Source organism: Shewanella putrefaciens, from assembly GCF_016406325.1.
Classification (GTDB): Bacteria; Pseudomonadota; Gammaproteobacteria; order Enterobacterales; family Shewanellaceae; genus Shewanella; species Shewanella putrefaciens.
The window spans coordinates 3894824-3919843 of sequence record NZ_CP066370.1; the positions used below are offsets into that span (position 1 = coordinate 3894824).

Annotated in this window: 21 protein-coding genes and 1 pseudogene; 13 read left to right on the forward strand and 9 right to left on the reverse strand. The window is 46.9% G+C overall.

Annotation, left to right across the window (positions count from 1 at the left end; all coding sequences use genetic code 11):
* The first annotated feature begins 238 nt into the window (after window positions 1-238).
* The 5 genes from JEZ96_RS17350 to JEZ96_RS17370 all read left to right on the forward strand — a co-directional run bounded on the left by JEZ96_RS17350 (window position 239) and on the right by JEZ96_RS17370 (window position 3774).
* On the forward strand, window positions 239-790 hold the full coding sequence (locus JEZ96_RS17350; RefSeq protein WP_061783406.1) for an NAD(P)H-dependent oxidoreductase: 552 nt from the start codon (window positions 239-241) through the stop codon (window positions 788-790).
* Window positions 787-1992 carry a NupC/NupG family nucleoside CNT transporter gene (locus tag JEZ96_RS17355; protein WP_025008804.1) on the forward strand — a complete coding sequence of 402 codons (1206 nt, stop codon included), beginning with the start codon at window positions 787-789 and terminating at the stop codon, window positions 1990-1992. The genes JEZ96_RS17350 and JEZ96_RS17355 overlap by 4 nt, the downstream gene beginning before the upstream one ends.
* Window positions 1993-2062: 70 nt before the next feature.
* Window positions 2063-2788, forward strand: a complete 726-nt coding sequence (locus tag JEZ96_RS17360) for a nucleoside phosphorylase (protein WP_025008803.1) — start codon at window positions 2063-2065, stop codon at window positions 2786-2788.
* Between the two features lie 39 nt (window positions 2789-2827).
* Window positions 2828-3037 carry a hypothetical protein gene (locus tag JEZ96_RS17365; RefSeq protein ID WP_061783405.1) on the forward strand — a complete coding sequence of 70 codons (210 nt, stop codon included), beginning with the start codon at window positions 2828-2830 and terminating at the stop codon, window positions 3035-3037.
* A 62-nt stretch (window positions 3038-3099) separates the two neighbouring features.
* Window positions 3100-3774 carry a Crp/Fnr family transcriptional regulator gene (locus JEZ96_RS17370; protein ID WP_025008802.1) on the forward strand — a complete coding sequence of 225 codons (675 nt, stop codon included), beginning with the start codon at window positions 3100-3102 and terminating at the stop codon, window positions 3772-3774.
* Window positions 3775-4131: 357 nt separating this feature from the next.
* Here JEZ96_RS17370 and JEZ96_RS17375 read toward each other — a convergent pair whose 3' ends face one another.
* Window positions 4132-4590, reverse strand: a complete 459-nt coding sequence (locus JEZ96_RS17375) for an Imm26 family immunity protein (protein WP_025008801.1) — start codon at window positions 4588-4590, stop codon at window positions 4132-4134.
* A 616-nt stretch (window positions 4591-5206) separates the two neighbouring features.
* Between JEZ96_RS17375 and ric the strand changes: the two genes are divergently transcribed.
* Both ric and JEZ96_RS17385 read left to right on the forward strand, forming a co-directional pair.
* Window positions 5207-5962 (forward strand): iron-sulfur cluster repair di-iron protein, encoded by a 756-nt coding sequence (gene ric, locus JEZ96_RS17380; protein WP_025008800.1) that lies wholly within the window; start codon window positions 5207-5209, stop codon window positions 5960-5962.
* A 121-nt stretch (window positions 5963-6083) separates the two neighbouring features.
* A complete protein-coding gene (locus JEZ96_RS17385; RefSeq protein WP_011790953.1) occupies window positions 6084-6587 on the forward strand; it encodes an AlbA family DNA-binding domain-containing protein in 504 nt (167 codons plus the stop codon).
* A gap of 7 nt (window positions 6588-6594) precedes the next feature.
* On the opposite strand, the gene JEZ96_RS17390 is transcribed toward JEZ96_RS17385, so the two are convergent.
* The 7 genes from JEZ96_RS17390 to lptM form a co-directional block, all read right to left on the reverse strand.
* A complete protein-coding gene (locus tag JEZ96_RS17390) occupies window positions 6595-7173 on the reverse strand; it encodes a HupE/UreJ family protein (RefSeq protein ID WP_011790954.1) in 579 nt (192 codons plus the stop codon).
* Window positions 7174-7317: 144 nt separating this feature from the next.
* The gene (locus JEZ96_RS17395) at window positions 7318-8040 is read right to left on the reverse strand and encodes an HAD-IA family hydrolase (protein ID WP_025008799.1); all 723 of its coding nucleotides are present in this window, start codon (window positions 8038-8040) and stop codon (window positions 7318-7320) included.
* Complete coding sequence (gene xerC / locus JEZ96_RS17400; RefSeq protein WP_011790956.1) at window positions 8040-8948, reverse strand: tyrosine recombinase XerC; 909 nt, start codon at window positions 8946-8948, stop codon at window positions 8040-8042. Before xerC ends, JEZ96_RS17395 begins: the two co-directional genes overlap by 1 nt.
* A gap of 82 nt (window positions 8949-9030) precedes the next feature.
* Window positions 9031-9666, reverse strand: a complete 636-nt coding sequence (locus tag JEZ96_RS17405) for a DUF484 family protein (RefSeq protein WP_011920118.1) — start codon at window positions 9664-9666, stop codon at window positions 9031-9033.
* A complete protein-coding gene (dapF, locus tag JEZ96_RS17410; RefSeq protein WP_011790958.1) occupies window positions 9663-10490 on the reverse strand; it encodes a diaminopimelate epimerase in 828 nt (275 codons plus the stop codon). The genes JEZ96_RS17405 and dapF overlap by 4 nt, the downstream gene beginning before the upstream one ends.
* A gap of 76 nt (window positions 10491-10566) precedes the next feature.
* Window positions 10567-11811, reverse strand: a complete 1245-nt coding sequence (gene lysA / locus JEZ96_RS17415; protein WP_011920119.1) for a diaminopimelate decarboxylase — start codon at window positions 11809-11811, stop codon at window positions 10567-10569.
* 51 nt (window positions 11812-11862) lie between these two features.
* Window positions 11863-12069: an LPS translocon maturation chaperone LptM gene (gene lptM, locus JEZ96_RS17420; protein WP_011790960.1), complete on the reverse strand. Its 207-nt coding sequence runs from the start codon at window positions 12067-12069 to the stop codon at window positions 11863-11865.
* Between the two features lie 67 nt (window positions 12070-12136).
* Between lptM and cyaY the strand changes: the two genes are divergently transcribed.
* Window positions 12137-12466 carry an iron donor protein CyaY gene (cyaY, locus tag JEZ96_RS17425; RefSeq protein WP_011790961.1) on the forward strand — a complete coding sequence of 110 codons (330 nt, stop codon included), beginning with the start codon at window positions 12137-12139 and terminating at the stop codon, window positions 12464-12466.
* 54 nt (window positions 12467-12520) lie between these two features.
* Here cyaY and JEZ96_RS17430 read toward each other — a convergent pair.
* Window positions 12521-14936: pseudogene (locus JEZ96_RS17430) on the reverse strand (class I adenylate cyclase).
* 202 nt (window positions 14937-15138) lie between these two features.
* Here JEZ96_RS17430 and hemC point away from each other — a divergent pair.
* The 5 genes from hemC to JEZ96_RS17455 all read left to right on the forward strand — a co-directional run bounded on the left by hemC (window position 15139) and on the right by JEZ96_RS17455 (window position 25005).
* Complete coding sequence (gene hemC, locus JEZ96_RS17435; protein WP_011790963.1) at window positions 15139-16071, forward strand: hydroxymethylbilane synthase; 933 nt, start codon at window positions 15139-15141, stop codon at window positions 16069-16071.
* A 4-nt stretch (window positions 16072-16075) separates the two neighbouring features.
* Window positions 16076-16816, forward strand: coding sequence for a uroporphyrinogen-III synthase (locus tag JEZ96_RS17440; protein ID WP_061783402.1), 741 nt, complete (start codon window positions 16076-16078; stop codon window positions 16814-16816).
* Between the two features lie 60 nt (window positions 16817-16876).
* Window positions 16877-18076 carry a uroporphyrinogen-III C-methyltransferase gene (locus tag JEZ96_RS17445; protein WP_025008795.1) on the forward strand — a complete coding sequence of 400 codons (1200 nt, stop codon included), beginning with the start codon at window positions 16877-16879 and terminating at the stop codon, window positions 18074-18076.
* Window positions 18073-19239: a heme biosynthesis HemY N-terminal domain-containing protein gene (locus tag JEZ96_RS17450; RefSeq protein WP_014611459.1), complete on the forward strand. Its 1167-nt coding sequence runs from the start codon at window positions 18073-18075 to the stop codon at window positions 19237-19239. The genes JEZ96_RS17445 and JEZ96_RS17450 overlap by 4 nt, the downstream gene beginning before the upstream one ends.
* Before the next feature lie 408 nt (window positions 19240-19647).
* Complete coding sequence (locus JEZ96_RS17455) at window positions 19648-25005, forward strand: beta strand repeat-containing protein (protein WP_164841987.1); 5358 nt, start codon at window positions 19648-19650, stop codon at window positions 25003-25005.
* Window positions 25006-25020: the final 15 nt, after the last annotated feature.

The following is a 25020-nucleotide window of genomic DNA, read 5'->3' on the forward strand; positions in this document are numbered from 1 at the left end:
CTGAATAAACGTTAGCATTCCGGTATGACCCGACATTGCGCTTATCACTTCATTCATTTTTATATCGACGTTTTAATCAAACTTTCACAATAGTATGAGCTGCATCAGGTGCTAGGAGACAAATGTCCTCTGGCATTCCCTCTTATCTTCCTATAATCCACGCCATGACTTCGTAACTCGGTGCTTGGCCTCTGGTTTTAACTACACGGCGGCACCGTTTCCTCTCAGGAGCTAGCTAATGAACATACTCGTGCTAAACGGGCACCCCAACTTAACCCTGTCTGTGGCCAATGCCAGCATACTTGCCCTTGAGGCTGAGCAACTGGGCTGGCATATCAATTCAGTGGCTCAGTTTGATGGAGATACCGCCACGGAGCAGCAACAGTTGCTCGATGCCGATGTGATTGTGGTGCAATTCCCGCTCTATTGGAGCACCTACCCCGCCGTGCTCAAACATTGGATTGATGAGGTATTTACCTATGGTTTTGCCTTTGGCCCCAATGGTAGCCAGCTCCAAGGTAAACCGGTCCTGTTTTCTATTACTGCAGGGGCGACTGAAGAATCTTACAGCGAGACAGGCTTTAACTTTTTACCCTTTAACGCATATCAGCAAGCTTACGAACACCCATTTCGCGCAGCCGCTGTCGAGATTATCGATACCATTATTAGCTTCGAGATGAACTCTACTACAGCCGAAGGTGGCAACAAGTCCAACACCCTTTCCCTTGCAAAGGCCCACGCTGAACGTGTGATTGCAACCGTTAATTCATATAAGGACCACTCAGTATGATCCAGTCCATACTTGGTATTTTTGTACTCTTAGGCGTAGGTTTGCTGTTTTCTGATAACCGCCGTTTGATCAGCTGGCGCGCCGTTATCGGTGCGTTTGGCATTATCATCGCGCTCGCTTTTTTTGTGCTGGCAACCGAGATCGGTGCCGATGTCCTGCTGGCCGTATCGAATACCGTAGGTAAAGTCTTTGGTTATGGTACTGAAGGGATTAAATTTGCCTTTGGCAGCTTAGTCAATTTCAGCGTTGAAGGCATTGGTTTTGTCTGGGCATTACAGGTATTACCGCAAATCATCTTTACTGCCGCACTCACTTCTTTGTTGTACTACTTAGGCATTATGCAGTGGTTTGTGTTAATCATTGGCGGCAGCTTGCAAAAGGTACTAGGCACGTCACGGGCGGAGTCAATGAATGCGGCAGGCAATATAATTCTCGGCCAAACCGAAGCACCGTTACTGATCAAGCCCTACCACCGCGTTCTCACCCGCGCGCAAATTTTTGCGGTGATGGTCGGCGGATTGTCTTCGATTGCTGGATCCATTTTAGCGGGCCTCGCGGGCATGGGCGTTGCGCTTAACTATCTGATCATGGCTTGCTTTATGTCAGCGCCTGCGGGGTTGATGTTCGCTAAGTTACTCATCCCAGAAACCGAGCCAACCGTTAACGAAGTGCCAGAATTACCCGATGATGAAAAACCCAGCAGCTTTATTGATGCCATTGCCAAAGGTGCCATTGCTGGTATGGGAATCGCTGCCATCGTCGGCGCAGTTATTATTGCCTGTATTGGCCTTATGGCCTTGTTGAACGGCGGATTGGGTGCGATTGGTGAACTGTTTGGCATGCCAACCTTAACCGTAGATATGATCCTCGGCACCTTGTTTGCGCCAGTAGCATGGTTGATTGGTATTCCTTGGGCCGAAGCAAGCACTGCAGGCGCCTTCCTTGGCAAAAAAATCGCCATGAATGAGTTTGTTGCCTTCGCCAATATGGGCAATGTGGAGCTGTCTGCACGCAGCAATGCCATTATGACCATTGCCCTTTGCGGCTTTGCCAATATCGGCTCAGTGGCCATGGTGTGTGGCGCCCTGAGTAAAATGATCCCACAACGCGCAGGGCTGATTGGTCAGCTCGGGATGAAAGTCCTGCTAGCGGCGACGTTAGCAAACTTGATGAATGCCGCGATTGTCGGATTGTTCATCTAAGGTTTCCCTTCGCGGTAGCCCGATAGAATTCGGGGCTACCGCCAAGCTAAGTAATTGATAAAGGTCAACAATGAGTATTCAACCCCATATTCTCGTCGCGCCCCATCAAGTCAGTGAAAAAGCCGTCGTCTGCGGCGAACCCAATCGAGTCAACCGAATCGCGGCGCATCTAACGGATGTCGAATCCTTGGCGGATAACCGCGAGTTTCGGCTGATACGTGGCCATTATGGCGACACTATAATCACCGTTTGCAGCACAGGCATTGGTGCACCCTCGGCGATCATTGCCCTTGAAGAACTGTATCAATGCGGTGTTAAACAACTTATCCGCATCGGCTCCGCTGGTGCGCTACAACCGCAAATAGCCATAGGCGATGTAATTATTGCCGAGGCCGCCGTACGTGATGATGGCGGCTCTGCCAGCTATGTAAAGCTCAGCTTTCCGGCCTGCGCCAATCATCGTTTGGTCGGCAAACTGCAAGCATACTGCGCGCAGCATCATATATGTGCCCATAGCGGCGTAGTGCGCTCCCACGACAGTTTTTATACCGATCAAGAACAGGAGCTCTGCCACTATTGGCATCGCCAAGGCGTGCTCGGGGCCGATATGGAAACCGCTGCGTTATTCACCGTCGGCCGACTGCGCCAGCTTGAAGTGGCGGCAATACTCACCAACGTAGTGCTATTTGATCAGGATGTTAAAGTAGGCGTTAATGACTATGTTGCATCGTCCAAGGCAAGCGCCCAAGGCGAGCGACATGCCATTTTAGCCGCGCTCAACGCACTGTGTGATTAGGGCTTAATGAGGTTAATTATCAGTAAGCATTGCCGATAAATGCATCCAGATAACGACCAAGTCATCCTCTTAATGGCGCAGCCAATGCGCCATCATCCCATTCAACTCACGCTTACATTCACGCTCACACCAATCCGTCCAACAGAGTTTGCAGCGCCACAACAGCGGCGACGCGCATTGTGCTCTATCATCAACCGCCACTACCAAAGTGCCCGCATGCACGGATTTTCGGATTTTATGATCGAATAAGTATCAATCCTGCGGCGAAATGCGTACCTTAATCGCATTAATAATCTGCAACTATCATCAACATGCAGTTACATCCTGAACTCTCTAGCCGCTTTGGCGTCACATTAAGCGAGCAGCGCGAACTCTTTAAGCAGGCCTTATTTCAGTGCCAAACGGCCAGCCGCCAATTTGCCCCCGGTGATATCATGTTGCAACAGGGGCAAAATGTGCGTGAGCTTTACGTGGTATCAGTGGGGAAAGTCGCCATGTATACCAGCGCCCACAATGGTCGGCGCTTTCAGTTAGGTGAGCTAAATTGTGATCAGCATATTTTTGGCGAAATTGAGTTTTTTACCAAACTGCCCTGCCAGTGGACAGTGATGGCCGAAGATCAAATGGAAGCCGAGGTAATTTGTGCGGCCAAACTGCAACAATACATTGTCACTCAACCGCAATTAGCGCTCTTTTTTGCCTCCGCTCTGGCATGGGATTATCAAGACTCAATGGCAATCTACACCAACCGCCTATTGCACCCCATCGCCGTCAATATCGCCCTCGATTTGCTACAACGCAGTCAAAACAATATCGCCCTCGGAGCCTTTAACAAAGTCGAGCAAGAAGCCGAACGCTTTGGCACCAGCAGTCGCGTCTACCGCCGCGCACTCAACTCTCTAATTGAACTCGGCCTTGTCGAAAAACGCGATCAGCAGCTGCATATTATCGACCCTAAGGCGCTAGTAACTTTTATTGCGGAGTAGATCAAAAGAATGCTGCATCAAGCATAGGGTTATGCAGGGGATTGACAGGAAAACCACCCAATTTGCATCAGCTTTGCCATCGACACACTGTATCAATCAGCGCATTTATCGTTAAGGGCGATAAATCCAATCCTAAATATGGAGAGCCATTATCCGAGCGGGTGGAGCTAAAAAGTGTTAGATTTTGATAATAAATAAATCAGACTTGCCTAATCTGATTCACGCCCTGAACACCGTCATTTTGCCTTAGCTTTGGGCTAACACGTTTTATGCCCTGTCGTTAGCGGCCAAGTTAAGTTGTCAGTACCGCGGCGTCGTAGTGATAGTGGGTTGTGCCCTCATCACAGCGCTCGCGTATCAGCAGGCCCCGCCCGTCATAGTCGAACTAGTGGCGGTCAATATGTTATCCACCAATTCAAAACCTGATACATCCATTGTTAAGTAATTGGGGTACTCAGAAACAGGAATACGCCTAATCTCTTCCTCACCTTTATACAAACCGCCTGCATAATTAAATATTTTCAACCTTTCTTTTTCTTCAGTTAAATTAACATGGTCAATTATTTTCCACATCCCGTTACTAATATTTTGGTTTCCAGTAAATAAAACTTGTGTTTTTTTGCCGAATTTTTCAACACAGATGGGAGATAAAAGATCATCATTGACAAATGAATTATCATTTTGAATAGAAAGCACGCAAAAAGAAATTATATTTTTAAACTTCTTTTTTGGTGAAAAAACAACCTGACAAATGGCATGGTTACTATTGCTTAGGGGGATAACAAAAATGTCACCTTCTCTATATTTTATTTTCATAAACCATTACCTCTCAAGATAGAAAGAGCATCATCTAATATTGTATTAGCCCAGCTACTACTTTGACCAGCAACATCATCAATTAACTTCGGTACTATCGAGCCAGATTACAGTGAAGACTATTAGAGTGGCACATAACAAAGCACTGCTACGGAAAATTTACTCGCTAGCGCTCGCAAATTTCCGCAGAGTGCAGCGTTATCTCCATAGAAATTTTAATCCGAAACTAATGGATTTGAGTAAAAAATCTAACTCACTTATGTCCAAAAATGAGCTAGTGAATCACTCTACACCAGACTGATTCACGCCCCCCTAAAACCCGCCATCGCGCCTCGTTTTTGGCTCTTTGAGGGCGGTTTTTCCCCCTTAAGATGAATCAAATCTCCAGAGAATTGATTCAACGCCAACTTGATAAGGTTACAAGGCCAAAATAACGGGCTAGATATCTGGGCTTCCTGTTGCTTGTAGCTCAGAACAATCAGATAGCCTTCCTTCTATTTGACTCCATTTATGTGACTGGCACTGCAAAACCTGACTATTTTAGTCAGGATTAGTTGCCACAAACTAAAGCTGCAAATAATATGAATGTAACTTTATTGCTGCTCTGGAGCTACTCATGTCTGCTACTTCTGTCTCAAAAGATGCACAACTCCCACCCCATGGGTTTACTTCTCAACACAATCATTGGCTAGAACGAAAAATAGGTGAACTAGTGGCAGAAGACTTTCGCCGCGCACATGTATTTAGTCAATTTGGTATCGATTTTTGTTGTGGCGGCGGTAAATCACTGGCGGTCGCCTGTGAGCGTGCAAATGTAGAGCCCGCAAAAGTGGTTGCTGCGCTGAATGCCGCAACACTTACCGGTTGCAAAGAAGATCAATTAAATCAATTACCCTTAGATCAACTTATCGAATATATAGAATCAACTCATCATCAATACGTGCGCGAAAAAGCCCCTTTACTCATAGAGTATTCAGAAAAGATGGTACGGGCTCATGGCGAACATTATGCGGAAATAATCCCCTTTGCAGGCTGGGTTCGTGCCCTAATTGAAGATTTAATGCCGCATTTAATGAAAGAAGAAAAAATACTCTTTCCTGCCATTCGCGCTCTCAGTCAGGGTGAACATGTTGAGGGTTGCTTTGGTCATATTGGTAATCCTATCAATGCTATGCAGCATGAGCACGAAGAAGCAGGGGCAATTTTGCAGAAATTACACGAATTAACCAATGACTTCACTCCACCAGAACATGCCTGCACAACATGGCGAGTATGCTATGCCACACTCGCTGAATTTGAAGCCGATTTACACCAACATATCCATTTAGAAAACAATATATTATTTCCTAAGAGCTTGGACTTAGCCCAATAACTAACGACGCGATCCTCTTAAGTCATTAGTCCGATCCTGTCCCAAAGGCTAGACCCAGATCTGGCCTTTGAGTCATAGGCATGTTACAACAAACTTAAGTGCCGCTGATGGACAAGCAGCCATGACATTTCAATCCTTTGCGCTCGACGATATTGCCAACTTACAAGAATCGGCTCAGGTGGAATTTAAACTCGCGGGTGGCCGTGACGGCCAAGGCCAACTGCCCGAGGATATTTGGGCAACTTATAGTTCTTTTGCCAACACCTTAGGTGGTGAGATCATCCTCGGCGTACGAGAAGAACGCGGTCAGTTCACCATTGAAGGTATTCCTAATCCTCTGCCAGTATTACAAGAGTTTTGGGAAATCCTCGATGATCCACAGCGCACAAGCCACAATATTCTTGAGATTTCAGATGTTCAGCTCATTGAAATTATGAATAAAAAACTTATCCGGATCCGAGTACCTCTCGCCTCTGAACACTTAAAGCCCATCTATATTGGCGGTAACGCTTACACAGGTACGTATTTTCGAATAGGAGATGCCGACATGCACGCCAGCCGCCGACAGGTAAACCAATTATTAAGACGTGCCCATCTGTGCAATAAACAGATCAAGGCACGTTAATCCAACGCTAAAACCCGGCGAGTAAATATCCACCCATAGCAGCTATTGCCGCGCCAGAAAAGCGCATCAATTTACGCTGACCTGTAACACGTTGCATACCGAGTCCTATCATCACACCGCCTAAATGAATTACCGCGGTGCCACATAAAAAACCAAGGGCATAGAGTACTGGGCTGGCTAATTCTGGCATTTCTGCACCATGGGCATGCCCATGGAATATGGCAAAGACCCCAACAAAAGCCATGGCAAATAACAGAGGCAGCTGACGGTCAAAAGCAATAGCCAGGCCGAGTAATAATACCGATAGAGCAATGCCGATTTCCACGAAAGGCACAGGAATCGCGTATAACCCTAAAATACCACCGACTAACATAAAGGTGACAAAAGCTAAGGGGACCGTCCAAATCGCACGACCACCCAGTTGAGTACTGAGCATCCCCACACTTAACATCGCCAGCAGATGATCAAACCCCAACACTGGATGATTAAATCCAGACATAAAACCACCACCAGAATGAATTTCATGGGCGGATGCTGGAGCAATAAACAATAGAGTAAATAGGGTTAATAAGCATAAACGTGCCATATCAGCATCCTTGGTGAATAAGTTTTTGTTTTAATAAGGTTAAATGATAACCAAAACTCTACTGTAAAAAAGGAATATAAACTTTGATCCTAATCACCCTAGATGGGCAAAAATCGAGGCTTAGTTGCCCAGACTAAAGCCACACTATGGCACGAGTATTTCAACTAATGAATCTAAAGAAGCCACCTCTAGGTGGGGCAAAAGCGCGGCAATTGGCAAGGATGCAACTTGTCCAAAACTAGGGTTAAGCCAAACTGACTGACACCCCGCTAAGCGTGCACCACGCACATCGGCATTCATACTATCGCCCACATGCAAAAGGTGTTGCGGTCCAATATCTAAGCGAGTACAGGCAAGGTAAAACATATCCTTCGCAGGCTTCATATGCACACCTTGGCCTGGACGCAAAACAAACTCAAAAGCATCTCCAAGCCCAATACGTTCAGGATCCACATTGCCATTGGTGATCCCTACCAATTTAAAATGTCCTGATAGCTGTTCGAGCAGTGAGAGCACAGCGTCAGAAACCTTAAAATGACTACGGTGGAAATAAAAGCAATCTAAACCTTCTTTCGCGCCCCGTTCGGCTTCGCTTTCACAATAACCCAGTTGTAATAACCCTTGGCGAAGGGTGGCAACTCTTGCTGCAGACGTATCATGTGCTAACTCGGGAATTTGCTGCAGAAGTTGTAATTTCAACCTTCGCCAGTCGAAGGCTTGCCATGCCTTGGTGAGTGGAAAAGCCCGATGCAAAAACTGAGTTAACTCGGCTTCGGCATTTAAAATATAAGGTTGATTGTCGTACAGGGTATCATCGAGATCGAAACTGATCGCTTGAATATTTTGAGGTCTAAGATAACAACGCATTATTTATCCTGCTGTTTTTTCGCTCTAGGATGGGCGCTATCATACACCTTCGCAAGATGTTGGAAATCTAGACTGGTATAAATTTGTGTCGTTGAGAGGTTTGCATGGCCTAATAATTCCTGCACAGCACGCAGATCGGCACTCGACTCCAACATATGAGTCGCAAAAGAATGACGTAATTTATGGGGATGGACTCGCACTGATAACGCTTGTTCCTGCCCCCACTTTGCCATCCGCGACTGGATACTCCGATGAGATAATCGTCTACCTTTTCCCGTTACAAACAATGCACAATCTTCGCAAGGAATTTGCTGACGACATACAAGCCATGCCTCTAATGCCTTAATGGCATAACTGCCTACTGGCACAATACGCTCTTTATTGCCTTTACCTAATACTCTAACTTCACGCAGATCGTACTGTACACTTGATAAATTGAGTGCTGCTAACTCGGCAAGACGTAATCCGCTGGAATAAAACAATTCCATCATGGCTTTATCTCGCAGCGTTAAGGGATCTGTACCTTCAATTTCAAGTAAATGAGTAAGGGAATCGACATCCATATTTTTAGGCAGTGGCTTGGCTTGTTTAGGTGCACTGAGTCCTTTGGCTGGATTAACCGCTATCATCCCTTCCCGCAGTAAAAACTCACCCCACTGTTTGATCGCAGATAAACACAAGGAAAGCGAGCGAGGGCTCAAGCCTTTGCGGTGTAATTTTGCGAGCACTTGTTGCCAATGCTCTCGACCCACATTAAGTAAGGTAACGTCTTTAGGTAATAGCGTACTAACACGATTTAGTTCATAGAGATAGTTATGCACAGTGTGAGCCGACAACTGCCGCTCTGAATGTAAATAACGCTCATAGTCCTGCAGGCATGTCACTTCGAGGTCCGACATATCGCCCATTCGCGTACTCCTATCGGTTCCTTATCCGTCTCTATCAGATAGACGTTATTCCTAAACATAAGTTTAAGTAACAGTCTAAAAATCATAATTTAGCTAACATATACGCCAATAAACGACGTAACTGCTCAAGCAGCATATTATCCATATCAGGGTGAAAATGAGTCGCATCTTGGCTAGCGATAGCAAAAATAACGGGAATATCTTCGGCTAGCTTCACTAAAGCAACAGAGCCCACTTCAGCACCAAAAAGTCGCTTGGCTTCTTGCTGGGTTAAACGGCCAAAATAATGTCCCTTGCGTAGACGTTGTTCCCAAATCGCCTTCATCTCGATATCCACATCGAGAACATTGATTAAACGTACATGGCTAAAATTAAACTGCTGCTTTAAATTATCAGCGAGCACTTCCTTAAGGGAGATTAAATCAGCGCAATTCAATAACTTGAAAGATAACTCAGTATTGAAAAGGTAAATTTTTTCATTACGCGCTGCCATGGTCAGCAAGCTCGTAATTTCTTCCTCAAGCAAGGTGACTCGTTGACGCAGCATTTCTTGGCGTCGCTCTACTAATGAAATCGCACCACGTTCTGTATGGGGCAAACGCATTGCCAGCAATAGCTCAGGATAACGATTGAAAAAATCAGGATTATCCAGCAGATACTCGCGAATAATCAACTCATCAAAGGGCACATTCGTCTGTGGCATCAAAGGCTCTGTCATAGCTGAATTTGTCCATCATAAACATGTTGTGCTGGCCCCGTCATCCACAGGGGTTTACCCTCGCCTTCCCAGTTGATGGTTAACGTGCCTCCCGGTAAATCCACACGGACTTGCTGATCAAGTTTACCTTGTATTTGACCCACAACCACTGCAGCGCAGGCACCTGTGCCACAAGCTAAGGTTTCAGCAGCTCCGCGCTCATAAACACGCAGTTTAATATGGCCAGAGTTTATCACCTGCATAAATCCGACATTCACCCCACGCGGAAAGCGTTCATGTTTTGTCAGCAAAGCACCAATCTCGGCAACGGCGGCACTGGCCACATCTTCCACATCAAGCACGCAATGGGGATTGCCCATAGAAGCGGCGCCACATAAAAAAGTTTGCTGCGCAGTTTGCAGTAAATATGTTTTTTCAGGCTTTTTAGCTTTAAAGGGAATAAGGCTTGGTTCAAGTATCGGAACACCCATATTCACCGTCACAGTTCCATCGCGCTCCAAACGCAATGTCATTTTGCCAGATGAAGTACTAACACGAATTTTGTTCTTATTTGTTAGTCCTTTATTGCGCACAAAACGGGCAAAACAGCGAGCACCATTACCACACTGCTCAACTTCACTGCCATCGGCATTAAAGATGCGATAGTGAAAATCTAAATCCGGATCATAGGGCGGCTCGACCAAGAGTAGTTGGTCAAAACCTATACCAAAGTTACGGTCGGCTAAACGGCGGATCTGCTCAGGCGAAAAGAACACGTTCTGCGTGACACCATCGACCACCATAAAATCGTTGCCCAGTCCGTGCATCTTAGTGAATTGGATCAAGATACTTATCCTTTAAGCCGAGGCGCTGTTTATTCAATAATAAACCAAGCGCCTGAATCAATATAATTTTTCTAGTTTACGGCAGGAGTTGCTCACCTTGCCAGAGTTGAGATATTTTTTCTCGCTCACGCACTAAGAAAGCGTGCTCGCCATCGACCATCACTTCAGCCGCACGGGGACGAGTATTGTAATTGGATGCCATAGCAAAACCATAGGCACCACTTGAACGCACCGCAAGTAGATCGCCAGCAGCTAAAGCCAGCTTGCGTTCTTTACCTAGAAAATCGCCTGTTTCACACACAGGGCCTACAATATCAAATTCATAGGCCTCAGAGTCTCTTGGCGCTACTGGGATAATATTTTGCCATGCACTATAAAGTGCGGGGCGAATTAGGTCATTCATCGCGCCATCGACAATCGCAAAACGCTTGTCGCTGTTTTCTTTCAGATAAAGCACCTGAGTGACAAAAATCCCCGCATTAGCTGCAATCGCACGGCCAGGCTCGAAAATCAGTTTAAGTTTACGGTTGCCTAAACGCTTGAGTAACGCAGCCGCATATACATCGGGATGTGGTGGCGTTTCATCATCATAGGTCACTCCTAAACCACCGCCTACATCGAAATGTTCGATAACAATTCCTTGCTCAGCCAGACGATCTATGAGCGCCAGCATACGATCCATTGCATCAAGAAATGGTTGGATCTCAGTGAGTTGTGACCCGATATGACAATCGACACCTTTCACTTTTAGATGTGGTAACGCATGGGCACGGGCGAAAACAATTTCAGCCTCATCCATAGCAATGCCAAATTTGTTTTCCTTAAGGCCGGTCGAAATATAGGGATGGGTTCCTGCATCCACATCGGGATTAATCCGCAATGAAACGGGTGCTACTTTACCTAAACGACCCGCAACCAGATTTAACTGCTCAAGCTCGGCGCTTGATTCGACGTTAAAACAGTAAATACCCAGATTAAGCGCTTGCTCCATCTCGGCAACGGTTTTTCCCACACCAGAAAACACCACTTTAGCGGGGGAGCCTCCTGCTTCGATAACCCTTGCCAACTCACCGCCAGACACAATATCAAAACCACTGCCTAAACGTGCCAGCACATTCAGTACGGCCAAGTTAGCGTTGGCTTTGACCGCATAACAAATGAGGTGTGGATGATCCATAACGGCATTATTAAAAGCATGCCAATGGCGCTCAAGTGTCGCACGGGAATATATATATAGTGGTGTGCCATAGGTTTTGGCTAAATCAGCAACCTGACAGCCTTCGGCGTGCAGGGCATTATTATGGTAGAGAAAGTGATCCAATATCCGATTCCTTACTGTGCTTAGCTGCGAGAATAATGTTAGTTAGGCTAATTAGCGTATCTGTTCAGTTTTAACTCGCGTTTCTGTTGTGGCTTCAGCCTGCTCTTCAGGCGTTAGCATTGGCTTGGGTGCCACGACTTTTTTAGGCGGGCTCACTTGGGGCGCTGGCGTTTTATATAAAGGGCCTTTCTGACCGCATGCCGTAATGAATAGGCTACCAAGCAATAACAATAAAAACAGTCTCATTTTTCTCAACATCTGTGCATCTGGTGGCTAATAGCCTTATAATCGCACCCATCTTGACGAAAGCAAAGGATAGAAATGCATGGCTATGACAGATACAGAATTTCACCAGCTCGCCGATGACATGTTCCAAGCCATAGAGAGCGCGATTGAAACGGCAATTGATGAGCAAGATGCCGATGTCGATATCGATGCCAGCGGCAACGTATTGCAATTGGAATTTGTAGATGGCTCTAAGATTGTGATCAACAAGCAAGAACCTTTGCATGAGATTTGGGTTGCAACGCGGTTTGGCGGCTATCACTTTGGCTTTGTAGAGGGTAAATGGCTAGATGGCCGTAATGGCGGTGAATTTATGCCATTCGTTCAAGACTCTATACTGCGCCAAGGCGGTATAAAACTTAGCTTCTAAGACACGACAACATAACCATAGGAGCTTAGGCTCCCATGGTGCAAATTAGTACGATTAAAACTCAGCATCTTGGTCGGTAACATCAATTCCAAATGGGGCGACTGTCAGGTCACCTGCAACTCTAACCAAATGAAAAAACTGCGGAATATTAAATCTCGCCCGCGCCGCATAATGCTCATCAAACACATAGTGATGACTCACTTTATTGACAAGCTCACTCATATTAGAGCCATGTTGAACATAATGACTGAGTTGGTTTTCTTCATCGAGAATAAATACATCCAAATTATCACCCCTTTGACGTAAGAAATACTGAATCGCCCCCTTAGCCGCAAAGTTTTGAATAATATTGGGCATACTAGAAAACGGATCATCTCCCAATGCTGGGCGTGGCAATCGAACGAGATGACTACGAGAAAGTTGCTGATAAAAAGATTTAGCATCACTCAAATCTTCATAGGCCATACCCAATGGATTAAAAAAAATACCATAGCGAATATGGCTTATTTGCAGGGGTTGTACGAGTATGCTGGATTGCTGTACCTGCTGGCATAGTCGCGCTGTTTGCTTGAGTAAATTCTTCACCGCGAGCTTAAGTTGTGGCCGTAATTTTTGGGAGCAACTGATCACATCCATATCAACAGGTAAACTTGCTCGCCTTAACCCTGGCGTGACAAACGCCAATGCCTGCAGTACTGCGGTATCACCTTCAAAACGATGACATTGCCATTCCCCCCCAACTGTTAAGACAAATCGCATCTAAGGCGCCGAGCATATTCTCTTTTTTACGCCCGAGAGAGAACACGTTGGCATTCATAAAATCAACCATCATTTCTTGCCCACGCCAGTTAATGGTGGGATCGCAGTCTAAATTGAGCACAAAAATGAGTTTACGGAAATGCCACGGCTGACATAAGTCCCGTTTAGACACCCGCCAGTCATGATCGATAAAATGCAGTAAACGCTTTGCCGCATCGGTAAGCCGCTTAGACTTAAGCTTACTCTGCCCAAATTCATACCATTTTGTATCAGGCGTTGACACACCATTTAAACAGGCCCAAATCATTAATGCTGATGGTGTTTTACCTTTGCAAATTGCAGATTCACCCAATAGATTCTTCGGCTGAGGACCTTGCCGATAAAGATAATATTGGCTTTCGCGAGAACTGGAGACCATAGTCACTTCAGATTCGGCAACCGAGCTACTCCATAATAAATTCAGCTTCGCAATTTGATCTTCATCTTGGGTAAAATAGGTGTGCAACTTACGGGTCAACATCCCTAACTCTTCTATCCGTAAGCCTTCATTCAACTCATGGGTAGATGCAAATCGCAGTAACGTTTGATAGCTCGCCAATAGTAATTCATTGAGTTGTTCATTAAACCAATTGAGCTGGCCACTGTGCCAATGCTCACAATCGTCGAGTGTATTGATTAAACTCTCTGGCCATTGCCAATCCTGAACCAGTTGCTGCATTTTAGGGTAGCGCCAATCTTTTCCTTGCTTGGCACGACTCAAATACACACCACATTTTAAGTAAAAACAGCGACGAACAATCTCAAGTCGTCGTGTATCATTTTGCTTCAATAAATAGATTTCAATCGCTTCATATATAGCGTAATACGCATCGTTTGATGCTGAAAAATCTCCCTCAAGCGTTTTCTGCCATAAACGATCACACAGCAAATGTGAATGAGGATATTCGCTAGCGTAAGCTTCTAGCAGAAGAACCTTTATCAAAGCTTTATGCGGCTTATTTAAACCTTTGTAGAGTTGCCATAAGGAGGCACCAAAATACTCACTCGCGGGTAACTCATGGACATCACCAAGGTATAATAAGTCAGGATTTAACTTAGCATTTGGCCACCAAGCAATGGTTTTACCCGCCAAGCGAATTTGACTTCGATAAAACTCTTCTAGTAATAACCAATGTTGGGTACTACCACTGTGCTCGTGCGCCATAGATGCTTGACATGCTGAACGCCCTTTTTGGCCGCCACTGAATTGCTGCGGATGCACTAAGTAAAAATTAACTTCAAAATGATAATCTGCAAACCATGCCGTTAATCTATTCGCTTTGGTACGAATTAATGCCAAATCTTCATCGCACAACTGCGGATGATGAACTAACCAAACATCAACATCACTCTTAGCATTTTGGCCAAAGCTTGCAGTGCTGCCCATGGCATAAACACCTTCAAAAGCATAGGTATCTATCTCTTGAGGTATAAAGGGAAGCTTAAATACATCACATGCCAGTGACGCATTTTTTCCCTCTTTATAATCACTAATACCACTGGGAGTATTGGGATGGTGATAGCCGGGATACTGAACGCTGTTCTGGTGGATTAAGAAAGGGATCAAATGGAATAAGTGTTTTTGCAAAGGAGATAGCAAAGCTAAAGCACGCGCAATACGCACTTCATTAAGTCTTTCTGCAATATCAGGAAATAGGTCTTGCTGATCCATCCTAAAACAAAACACCTAACACTTATGGGAAGTGTGCTTATGTTAACACTTTTGACAACATGAGCAACCAAATGAGATCTGCGTCACATTTTTGTACTATTTAGAACGCTGCCGACTTCAAAGAATCGATACGGCTTCCTTACATTAACGTATTGCCAATGTTAGCATTGGCGCAACTAAGATCTTTGACTGGAAACTAGGCATGTCTGAAAACCGCATACGTATCGCAACCCGCAAGAGTCCGCTAGCCATGTGGCAAGCTGAATTTGTTAAAGCCGAATTAGAACGCATTCACCCAGGTATTGTGGTGGAATTGCTACCAATGAGCACCAAGGGCGACGTGATATTAGACACGCCATTAGCAAAAGTAGGTGGTAAAGGTCTGTTCGTCAAAGAACTTGAAGTGGCGATACTAGAAGACCAAGCAGATATTGCTGTGCACTCAATGAAAGACGTGCCAGTAGATTTTCCTGAAGGACTCGGACTTGAAGTCATTTGCGAACGTGAAGATCCCCGTGATGCATTTGTATCAAATATCTATAAAACGATCAGCGAATTACCACTTGGTGCAACCGTTGGTACTTCAAGCTTGCGCCGTCAATGTCAACTGCGCGCATCACGCCCTGATCTGATTATTAAAGATTTACGCGGCAACGTCGGTACTCGCCTTGCTAAGCTGGATAACGGTGAATACGATGCCATCATTCTTGCTGCTGCTGGTTTAATTCGCCTTAAATTATCAGGACGCATTGCCAGCTTTATTTCTGCCGAACAGTCCTTACCGGCTAACGGTCAAGGGGCTGTGGGCATTGAATGCAGAACCAACGATGAGCGAGTTAAAGCACTTCTTGCACCATTAGAGCATTTAGAAACCCGTTACCGTGTTATCGCTGAGCGAGCAATGAACACTCGCTTAGAAGGTGGATGCCAAGTGCCTATTGGTGCATTTGCTGAAATTAATGGCGATGAGATGACCTTACGTGGTCTAGTCGGCAATCCTGACGGCAGCGAAATTATCGAAGGCATCATCACAGGTCCAAAAACCGAAGCGACACAATTAGGTGTGGCTCTTGCCGAAGAACTCTTAAGCAAAGGCGCAAAAAGTATCCTTGACGCCGTTTACGCTAAAGCCTAAGTCAATGAAAGTGTTACTGACGCGCCCTGAGGGGCGCAATCAGTCTATGGTCGATGCCTTGAATGCACGAGGCATTGCCCACTATGTCACGCCATTATTGGGTGTTGAACCAACTAACGACATCACAACGGATGCTTCGCATCCATTGGCAGGGACAGATATTATTATCTGTATCAGTGCTAACGCTGTTATTTTTGCGAATAAAGCCTTAAACAAAATTAATGCACAAATAGCAACATGGCCTAAAGTTCAATATTTTGCTGTAGGCCATGCAACATGGGAGGCATTAGATCAGTTAGGCATTTGCGCAGTTGAAGCCCCCGATGATTGCCAACAAACGGAAGGCTTACTTACCCTTGCTTCTCTACAAAATATTCCAACTAAAAAAGTAACGATTATACGTGGTGTTGGTGGTCGCGAAGCTCTCGCTGAGCAATTAACCCGCCGTGGCGCAAATGTACGCTATTGGGAAGTATATCAGCGAGTGTGTCCACCGTTAGACGGATATGCTATTACACAACAATGGCAACACTTTGGTATTGATACCATTGTGGTCACCAGTGGCGAAGTTCTCAATAACCTGATTAAACTAGTGCCAAAAGAGTTATTTGCGTGGCTGCGCTCATGTCATATCATAGTCCCAAGTAACCGAGTAGAAGCTCAAGCTCACGCCTTTGGTATAAACCACGTCACCAATGCCTGTGCCGCCAACAGCAAAGCCGTGCTAAACGCCCTTAAACTTTAAGCGCTATTTAGCCCGATTTTACTCGAATGTCGGCAGTAGCATGTTTTCAAGGACTGTTAAATGGATAACAACAAGCACGACGCAAAGAGCCCAGAATCCGAGGCTACCTCTATTATTGCACCATCGGTCACAACCGATGAAACATCGTTACCGCCAACGTCATTCTCTGAAACTCAAGCGAAAGCCGACGCAGTAAAACCCACAAACACAACCATTAACACTCCTGCGTTAACCAAGAGTTCTTGGGCAATTCGCTTTAGTATTTTATTCGCTTTAGGATTAACCCTTGGTGCCATAGGCGGTGGCTATGTGCTGTATCAGCAACTCCAGCAACAAATTCAGCAGCAACAGTTGGCACAAGATGAAAAAAACAATGCCCTGCAAAGCCAATTAGCACAGGCGCTATTACAGCCTAATCAACGAATAGAACAACTAGAACAGCAACAACTTAACGACGCAAAAACCTATCAAGAATTATCAAAACTCGTTGAAAACCAAAGCCAGCTCCAAGATAGAGTGAATAAACTTGCCGAACGTAGTCCCACACATTGGATGGCATCAGAGGCAGAATACCTCGTCAATATGGCAGGACGTAAACTCTGGTTAGAGAAAGATCCTCGTACTGCTACCGACTTATTAAAATCCGCGGATGAAACCATTGCTGCGATGAACAACCCTGCACTGCTGCCAATCCGCAAAGCACTCGCCAAAGATATCGCCGCAACGGCCAGCATAAAAGTGACAGATACTGAAGGGAATGTATTAGCGCTTGATGCCTTAATTGAGCAACTGAGCAAGCTATCACTAAATCGCCACGATGCAGAAGTAAATCCCGCTGAAGATACTGCTATCACTGACAATCTGAGTGATTGGCAAACAAATCTAAGTAAGACATGGAAAGCCTTAACCCAAGATTTTATTACTATTCGTCACAGAACAGCCAACGCTCCAGCGCTATTAGCGCCAGATCAGCAGTGGTATCTGGTTGAAAATATCCGTCATAAATTGCTGCAATGCCAACTTGCTTTATATCGCTATGATAGAGCTGCATATCATCAATCATTAATGATGGCACGCAAGTGGATCCAAACTTACTTTGATCCCCAAGATCATAAAACTGTCGAAGCCATTGCCGAAATCGATAAATTAGCCACATTGGAACTCGATCCTATCACCCTGAAATCCTTTACAGCTAAACCTCTACTATTACAACTCACAAGTTATGGTGAACTCACCTCATCAGAGGATACGTCACTATGATAAAGATATTAATTTTACTAGGGATTGTACTAATAGGACTCTGTATTAGCCCTTGGCTAGTCGGAAATACAGGTTATGTATACATTACGGCCGGTGATTACCAAATTGAAACCAGCTTGGTCTTTGGGGTTATCGCCTTAATTGTATTTTATGCTGTATTCCAAGTACTTGAATGGTTGGTGATTACCGCTATTAATCTAATCCTACGTAGCCGTTTTATCCCCTACCATTGGCGCCGCCGATCCGCAAAAAAACATACATTAATGGGCGCGCTTGCACTTGCAGAAGAAGATTGGCCAGCGGCTGAACGCGCGATGATAAAAGGCGCTGACAACGGCGAACTCCCCGCACTAAATTTACTTGCCGCGGCAAGGGCTGCTCAGTACCAACAAAAAATAGCCGAGCGTGATCAATATCTTGACCGCGCAGCAACACAACCTCTAGCCGCCAATGCGGTAACAACCACTCGTGCCCGTTATTTATTAAAGCAAGGGGAATTAGCTTTAGCACGCGTTGAGCTCGATAAGTTATCGCCCACGAGTAAGAGCAAAGCACCAGTACTAAAGCTGGCCCTTGATCTCTATCAAGCACAACAAGATTGGGATGCGTTAAAGCTGTTATTGCCTATATTGAAGAAACGTCAACTCATTGATGATGAAAAGTTTAATGAACTCAATATAGTTACCCATTGCGCTTTACTTAAAGCAGCGGCGACAAAAAGTGAAGCAGCATTAGAAGAATGCTGGCAGTGGTTATCACGCAGTGAGCGAAATCAGTCTGAATACCTCGCTATCTACGCGATTGCCCTATGCCGCTTAAATCGTAAAGATGAAGCGATGAAGTTGTTGCTGAAAAAACTCCGCTCAGCACCAGACACCGCACTATTAAAGGTAATACCTGATATAACCACTGCCCAAGATATGGATATCCGTAAACAACTCCTAAAATACGAAGTGACCCACGAGAATAATGCTGATTATCAAATTTGCTTAGCCAAGCTGTATCAGCAAACGCGCGAAATGAAAGAAGCGAAAACCTGCTGGCAAAACGTCTGTCGACTTGAGCCAACGAAAGATGCTTGGTTAGCACTTGCACGCATTCAAGAGCAATTAGGTGAACAGGGTTACGCCAACCAAAGCTATCGTCAAGCTGCCAATCTGTAATACCAATAACGACATCGATAACGCCATAATACCCAAATTATGGCGTTCCCTAGCTCCTTATCCTTCCTCATATCCGTAGTTAAAGCCCCAAGTATTTTGCATTCATAAAAATTTAATCCTCAGTTAAAGATCTATTCGCTATATAAAAGCTTACATTTATAAAACAAACACACTAAATGCAGTTGTTTTTACAAATAAACATACAACATCTAGTTTTATACAAAACCAGCGTCAATTTTACAGGTAATGCGCAAGAAAAAGCCTTAATACCAAGCGATAGAGGCGCGTCAAAAAATTGACTTCCATTCGCTCATTAGCTAAAATTCCACCACTTGTATCACACTTCCATACATTTGTTGGATTTGTGGGCCTTTGTTTGGATTAACACTTGGGTGTTGGGAGCTAATTATGGGATCGGTCATTACATCAAAAAAAGGTTTGCTAAAGTTAGTTAAAGGGCAAATCAATATCGAAGTTGATGGTACAAATCAACCCGCTAAGGATGGCGAGCAACTCCCGAAAGGTGCAGTCCTCCATATTGGCGAAAATGCAACATATGAAATCACCTTCGATGATGGCACTAAATTATCGAACGAAGACGTACCGAATACCGCTACAGCGACACCGCCAAGTACCGCCAGTGAAGCGACGCTAGATGAAATCCAAGCACTACAAGATCTCATCGCTTCTGGAGAAGATCCAACTCAAAGCCTGCCAGAAACCGCAGCAGGTAATACCCCTGGTAGTGATGGTAACTCAGGTTATGTAACATTAGCCCGTAGCGGCAGTGAAACCCTTGCGTCCTCAGGCTACTCAACAACAGGTCAAGCGCCAACAACCATCGCACCCAATGAGTTAAGCCAAACCATTGCCACTGACTCGCCATCCATACTCGCGAATGACACTAATACTATTGATGAAGATACAATTGCCACAGGCAATGTACTCGACAATGACAGCGATGCAGATTCTGAATTAACGGTAGCCAGCTTTGAGGTTGAAGGCACAAGTTATGCCGCAGGAACTGAAGTGACTCTTGAAAGCGGTGTATTAATCATCAACGCTGATGGCTCTTATACTTTTACACCCAGTGAAAACTGGAATGGCCAAGTTCCAGTTATTACCTACACCACCAATACAGGCGCAAGTGCAACACTGACTCTAAATGTCACTCCTGTTGACGATGTGCCAGTGATCGCCGGTGACGACAGCGGCGCGGTCACCGAAGATGCCAGCGATCCAGTGTTAACTGACACGGGTACCCTGACCATCACCGATGCGGACAGCGGCCAAGCGGTATTCCAAGCTGGCAGCGGCGTCCCAAGCGTCGGCGCCCTCGGCAGTCTGACCATTGATGTCAATGGCAACTGGACCTACAACGTTAACAACGCCGATGTGCAATACCTCGCCGAAGGCGAAACCAAGGTAGAAACCTTTGTGGTGCTCAGTGCCGATGGCACTGAGCACACCGTCACCATCACCATTACCGGCACCAACGATGTGCCAGTGATTGCCGGTGACGACAGCGGCGCGGTCACCGAAGATGCCAGCGATCCAGTGTTAACTGACACGGGCACCCTGACCATCACCGATGCGGACAGCGGCCAAGCGGTATTCCAAGCTGGCAGCGGCGTCCCAAGCGTCGGCGCCCTCGGCAGTCTGACCATTGATGTCAATGGCAACTGGACCTACAACGTTAACAACGCCGATGTGCAATACCTCGCCGAAGGCGAAACCAAGGTAGAAACCTTTGTGGTGCTCAGTGCCGATGGCACTGAGCACACCGTCACCATCACCATTACCGGCACCAACGATGTGCCAGTGATCGCCGGTGACGACAGCGGCGCGGTCACCGAAGATGCCAGCGATCCAGTGTTAACTGACACGGGCACCCTGACCATCACCGATGCGGACAGCGGCCAAGCAGTATTCCAAGCTGGCAGCGGCGTCCCAAGCGTCGGCGCCCTCGGCAGTCTGACCATTGATGTCAATGGCAACTGGACCTACAACGTTAACAACGCCGATGTGCAATACCTCGCCGAAGGCGAAACCAAGGTAGAAACCTTTGTGGTGCTCAGTGCCGATGGCACTGAGCACACCGTCACCATCACCATTACCGGCACCAACGATGTGCCAGTGATCGCCGGTGACGACAGCGGCGCGGTCACCGAAGATGCCAGCGATCCAGTGTTAACTGACACGGGCACCCTGACCATCACCGATGCGGACAGCGGCCAAGCAGTATTCCAAGCTGGCAGCGGCGTCCCAAGCGTCGGCGCCCTCGGCAGTCTGACCATTGATGTCAATGGCAACTGGACCTACAACGTTAACAACGCCGATGTGCAATACCTCGCCGAAGGCGAAACCAAGGTAGAAACCTTTGTGGTGCTCAGTGCCGATGGCACTGAGCACACCGTCACCATCACCATTACCGGCACCAACGATGTGCCAGTGATCGCCGGTGACGACAGCGGCGCGGTCACCGAAGATGCCAGCGATCCAGTGTTAACTGACACGGGCACCCTGACCATCACCGATGCGGACAGCGGCCAAGCAGTATTCCAAGCTGGCAGCGGCGTCCCAAGCGTCGGCGCCCTCGGCAGTCTGACCATTGATGTCAATGGCAACTGGACCTACAACGTTAACAACGCCGATGTGCAATACCTCGCCGAAGGCGAAACCAAGGTAGAAACCTTTGTGGTGCTCAGTGCCGATGGCACTGAGCACACCGTCACCATCACCATTACCGGCACCAACGATGTGCCAGTGATCGCCGGTGACGACAGCGGCGCGGTCACCGAAGATGCCAGCGATCCAGTGTTAACTGACACGGGCACCCTGACCATCACCGATGCGGACAGCGGCCAAGCAGTATTCCAAGCTGGCAGCGGCGTCCCAAGCGTCGGCGCCCTCGGCAGTCTGACCATTGATGTCAATGGCAACTGGACCTACAACGTTAACAACGCCGATGTGCAATACCTCGCCGAAGGCGAAACCAAGGTGGAAACCTTTGTGGTGCTCAGTGCCGATGGCACTGAGCACACCGTCACCATCACCATTACCGGCACCAACGATGTGCCAGTGATTGCCGGTGACGACAGCGGCGCGGTCACCGAAGATGCCAGCGATCCAGTGTTAACTGACACGGGCACCCTGACCATCACCGATGCGGACAGCGGCCAAGCGGTATTCCAAGCTGGCAGCGGCGTCCCAAGCGTCGGCGCCCTCGGCAGTCTGACCATTGATGTCAATGGCAACTGGACCTACAACGTTAACAACGCCGATGTGCAATACCTCGCCGAAGGCGAAACCAAGGTGGAAACCTTTGTGGTGCTCAGTGCCGATGGCACTGAGCACACCGTCACCATCACCATTACCGGCACCAACGATGTGCCAGTGATTGCCGGTGACGACAGCGGCGCGGTCACCGAAGATGCCAGCGATCCAGTGTTAACTGACACGGGCACCCTGACCATCACCGATGCGGACAGCGGCCAAGCGGTATTCCAAGCTGGCAGCGGCGTCCCAAGTGTCGGCGCCCTCGGCAGTCTGACCATTGATGTCAATGGCAACTGGACCTACAACGTTAACAACGCCGATGTGCAATACCTCGCCGAAGGCGAAACCAAGGTGGAAACCTTTGTGGTGCTCAGTGCCGATGGCACTGAGCACACCGTCACCATCACCATTACCGGCACCAACGATGTGCCAGTGATCGCCGGTGACGACAGCGGCGCGGTCACCGAAGATGCCAGCGATCCAGTGTTAACTGACACGGGCACCCTGACCATCACCGATGCGGACAGCGGCCAAGCAGTATTCCAAGCTGGCAGCGGCGTCCCAAGCGTCGGCGCCCTCGGCAGTCTGACCATTGATGTCAATGGCAACTGGACCTACAACGTTAACAACGCCGATGTGCAATACCTCGCCGAAGGCGAAACCAAGGTAGAAACCTTTGTGGTGCTCAGTGCCGATGGCACTGAGCACACCGTCACCATCACCATTACCGGCACCAACGATGTGCCAGTGATTGCCGGTGACGACAGCGGCGCGGTCACCGAAGATGCCAGCGATCCAGTGTTAACTGACACGGGCACCCTGACCATCACCGATGCGGACAGCGGCCAAGCGGTATTCCAAGCTGGCAGCGGCGTCCCAAGCGTCGGCGCCCTCGGCAGTCTGACCATTGATGTCAATGGCAACTGGACCTACAACGTTAACAACGCCGATGTGCAATACCTCGCCGAAGGCGAAACCAAGGTAGAAACCTTTGTGGTGCTCAGTGCCGATGGCACTGAGCACACCGTCACCATCACCATTACCGGCACCAACGATGTGCCAGTGATTGCCGGTGACGACAGCGGCGCGGTCACCGAAGATGCCAGCGATCCAGTGTTAACTGACACGGGTACCCTGACCATCACCGATGCGGACAGCGGCCAAGCGGTATTCCAAGCTGGCAGCGGCGTCCCAAGTGTCGGCGCCCTCGGCAGTCTGACCATTGATGTCAATGGCAACTGGACCTACAACGTTAACAACGCCGATGTGCAATACCTCGCCGAAGGCGAAACCAAGGTGGAAACCTTTGTGGTGCTCAGTGCCGATGGCACTGAGCACACCGTCACCATCACCATTACCGGCACCAACGACTGTCCCGTAATAAATTCCGTATCAAATGCTACGGTATCTGAAGAAGGGCTACCCAACGGTATAGCTGATGTTATTGGTAATTCTGATACTACAGATAATGTTTCTGCTAGCGGCACAATAAATATTAGTGATGTTGATGGAGACTCTTTAACCGTTTCACTTTCTGGCCCAACAGAATTAATGTCAGGCGGACAATCTGTAAATTGGCTCTGGGATGCGGATACACAAACACTAGTAGGCTACACAGGTGTTATTGGCGAATCTTCCTATGTTGAAGTAATGGCTGTAGTTCTAACCGCTCCAACTTCTGGTGATTCCAATTGGACCTATGATGTGACTTTAAAGGCACCACTTGATCATCCAGACACTACATCGGAAGATACTATTACATTCGATATAGGTATTACTGTTAATGATAATCATGGTGGCACCTCTACAGGTAGCTTTAGTGTTACGGTTGAAGATGACGCACCTGAAATCGCATCTATTAGTCCTGTCGAAGTAACGAATATAGATATTCCTGATACTTTAGTCGGTCTATTCTCTCTAACTGGCTATAGTGGCAGCAACAATCTTCTTGATTTTGATGGTTTTACGATCACAGCCAAAGGATTTACCTCTTCAACAAACTCTAACTTAATTGATGCCGCAATCTATGGAAGTAGTAACGGGATAGGAGTTAGCAGTGTAGGGGCGCCTTATCATAATCTTGCTAATGAAGTAGATTTCCGTAAATTTGCAGATGGAAGTTCTGCATCAGAAGAAATCATCATCACTCTGGATCCAGGAACTGTTGCCTATGGTGTAAATATTCAGTTTTCCCATATGTTTGGCGGCGAGCTAGAAGTCGGAATAGTTGAGTTCTGGCGTGATGGTCAGCTTATTGCCACTCAAACATTTAGCTCTGACGCTAATAGTGGTGACTATGCTGCTAATTTCCAAGTCTTACAAGGCGGATTTGATACCATGGTTATCAAGGCGCTAGATAATGGCCAAGGGCCTCACAGCAACGATAATAGTGATTTTACAATAACGGCAATTGAATTTACTGGTTCACCAACCCCTCCAGCAATCGCTTTTGCTACGGGAGTAATCACCCCAGAGTGGGGGGGCTGATGGTAAAGGCTCATT

Coding starts and splice junctions, on each gene's coding strand:
- JEZ96_RS17370 (WP_025008802.1), top strand. CDS start 3,100: ATGCAGTTACATCCTGAACTCTCTAGCCGCTTTGGCGTCACATTAAGC.
- JEZ96_RS17455 (WP_164841987.1), top strand. CDS start 19,648: ATGGGATCGGTCATTACATCAAAAAAAGGTTTGCTAAAGTTAGTTAAA.
- JEZ96_RS17445 (WP_025008795.1), top strand. CDS start 16,877: ATGGATAACAACAAGCACGACGCAAAGAGCCCAGAATCCGAGGCTACC.
- JEZ96_RS17440 (WP_061783402.1), top strand. CDS start 16,076: ATGAAAGTGTTACTGACGCGCCCTGAGGGGCGCAATCAGTCTATGGTC.
- JEZ96_RS17375 (WP_025008801.1), bottom strand. CDS start 4,590: ATGAAAATAAAATATAGAGAAGGTGACATTTTTGTTATCCCCCTAAGC.
- JEZ96_RS17405 (WP_011920118.1), bottom strand. CDS start 9,666: ATGACAGAGCCTTTGATGCCACAGACGAATGTGCCCTTTGATGAGTTG.
- JEZ96_RS17350 (WP_061783406.1), top strand. CDS start 239: ATGAACATACTCGTGCTAAACGGGCACCCCAACTTAACCCTGTCTGTG.
- xerC (WP_011790956.1), bottom strand. CDS start 8,948: ATGGGCGATATGTCGGACCTCGAAGTGACATGCCTGCAGGACTATGAG.
- JEZ96_RS17390 (WP_011790954.1), bottom strand. CDS start 7,173: ATGGCACGTTTATGCTTATTAACCCTATTTACTCTATTGTTTATTGCT.
- lptM (WP_011790960.1), bottom strand. CDS start 12,069: ATGTTGAGAAAAATGAGACTGTTTTTATTGTTATTGCTTGGTAGCCTA.
- hemC (WP_011790963.1), top strand. CDS start 15,139: ATGTCTGAAAACCGCATACGTATCGCAACCCGCAAGAGTCCGCTAGCC.
- JEZ96_RS17365 (WP_061783405.1), top strand. CDS start 2,828: ATGCATCCAGATAACGACCAAGTCATCCTCTTAATGGCGCAGCCAATG.
- JEZ96_RS17395 (WP_025008799.1), bottom strand. CDS start 8,040: ATGCGTTGTTATCTTAGACCTCAAAATATTCAAGCGATCAGTTTCGAT.
- ric (WP_025008800.1), top strand. CDS start 5,207: ATGTCTGCTACTTCTGTCTCAAAAGATGCACAACTCCCACCCCATGGG.
- JEZ96_RS17355 (WP_025008804.1), top strand. CDS start 787: ATGATCCAGTCCATACTTGGTATTTTTGTACTCTTAGGCGTAGGTTTG.
- cyaY (WP_011790961.1), top strand. CDS start 12,137: ATGGCTATGACAGATACAGAATTTCACCAGCTCGCCGATGACATGTTC.
- JEZ96_RS17385 (WP_011790953.1), top strand. CDS start 6,084: ATGACATTTCAATCCTTTGCGCTCGACGATATTGCCAACTTACAAGAA.
- JEZ96_RS17450 (WP_014611459.1), top strand. CDS start 18,073: ATGATAAAGATATTAATTTTACTAGGGATTGTACTAATAGGACTCTGT.
- JEZ96_RS17360 (WP_025008803.1), top strand. CDS start 2,063: ATGAGTATTCAACCCCATATTCTCGTCGCGCCCCATCAAGTCAGTGAA.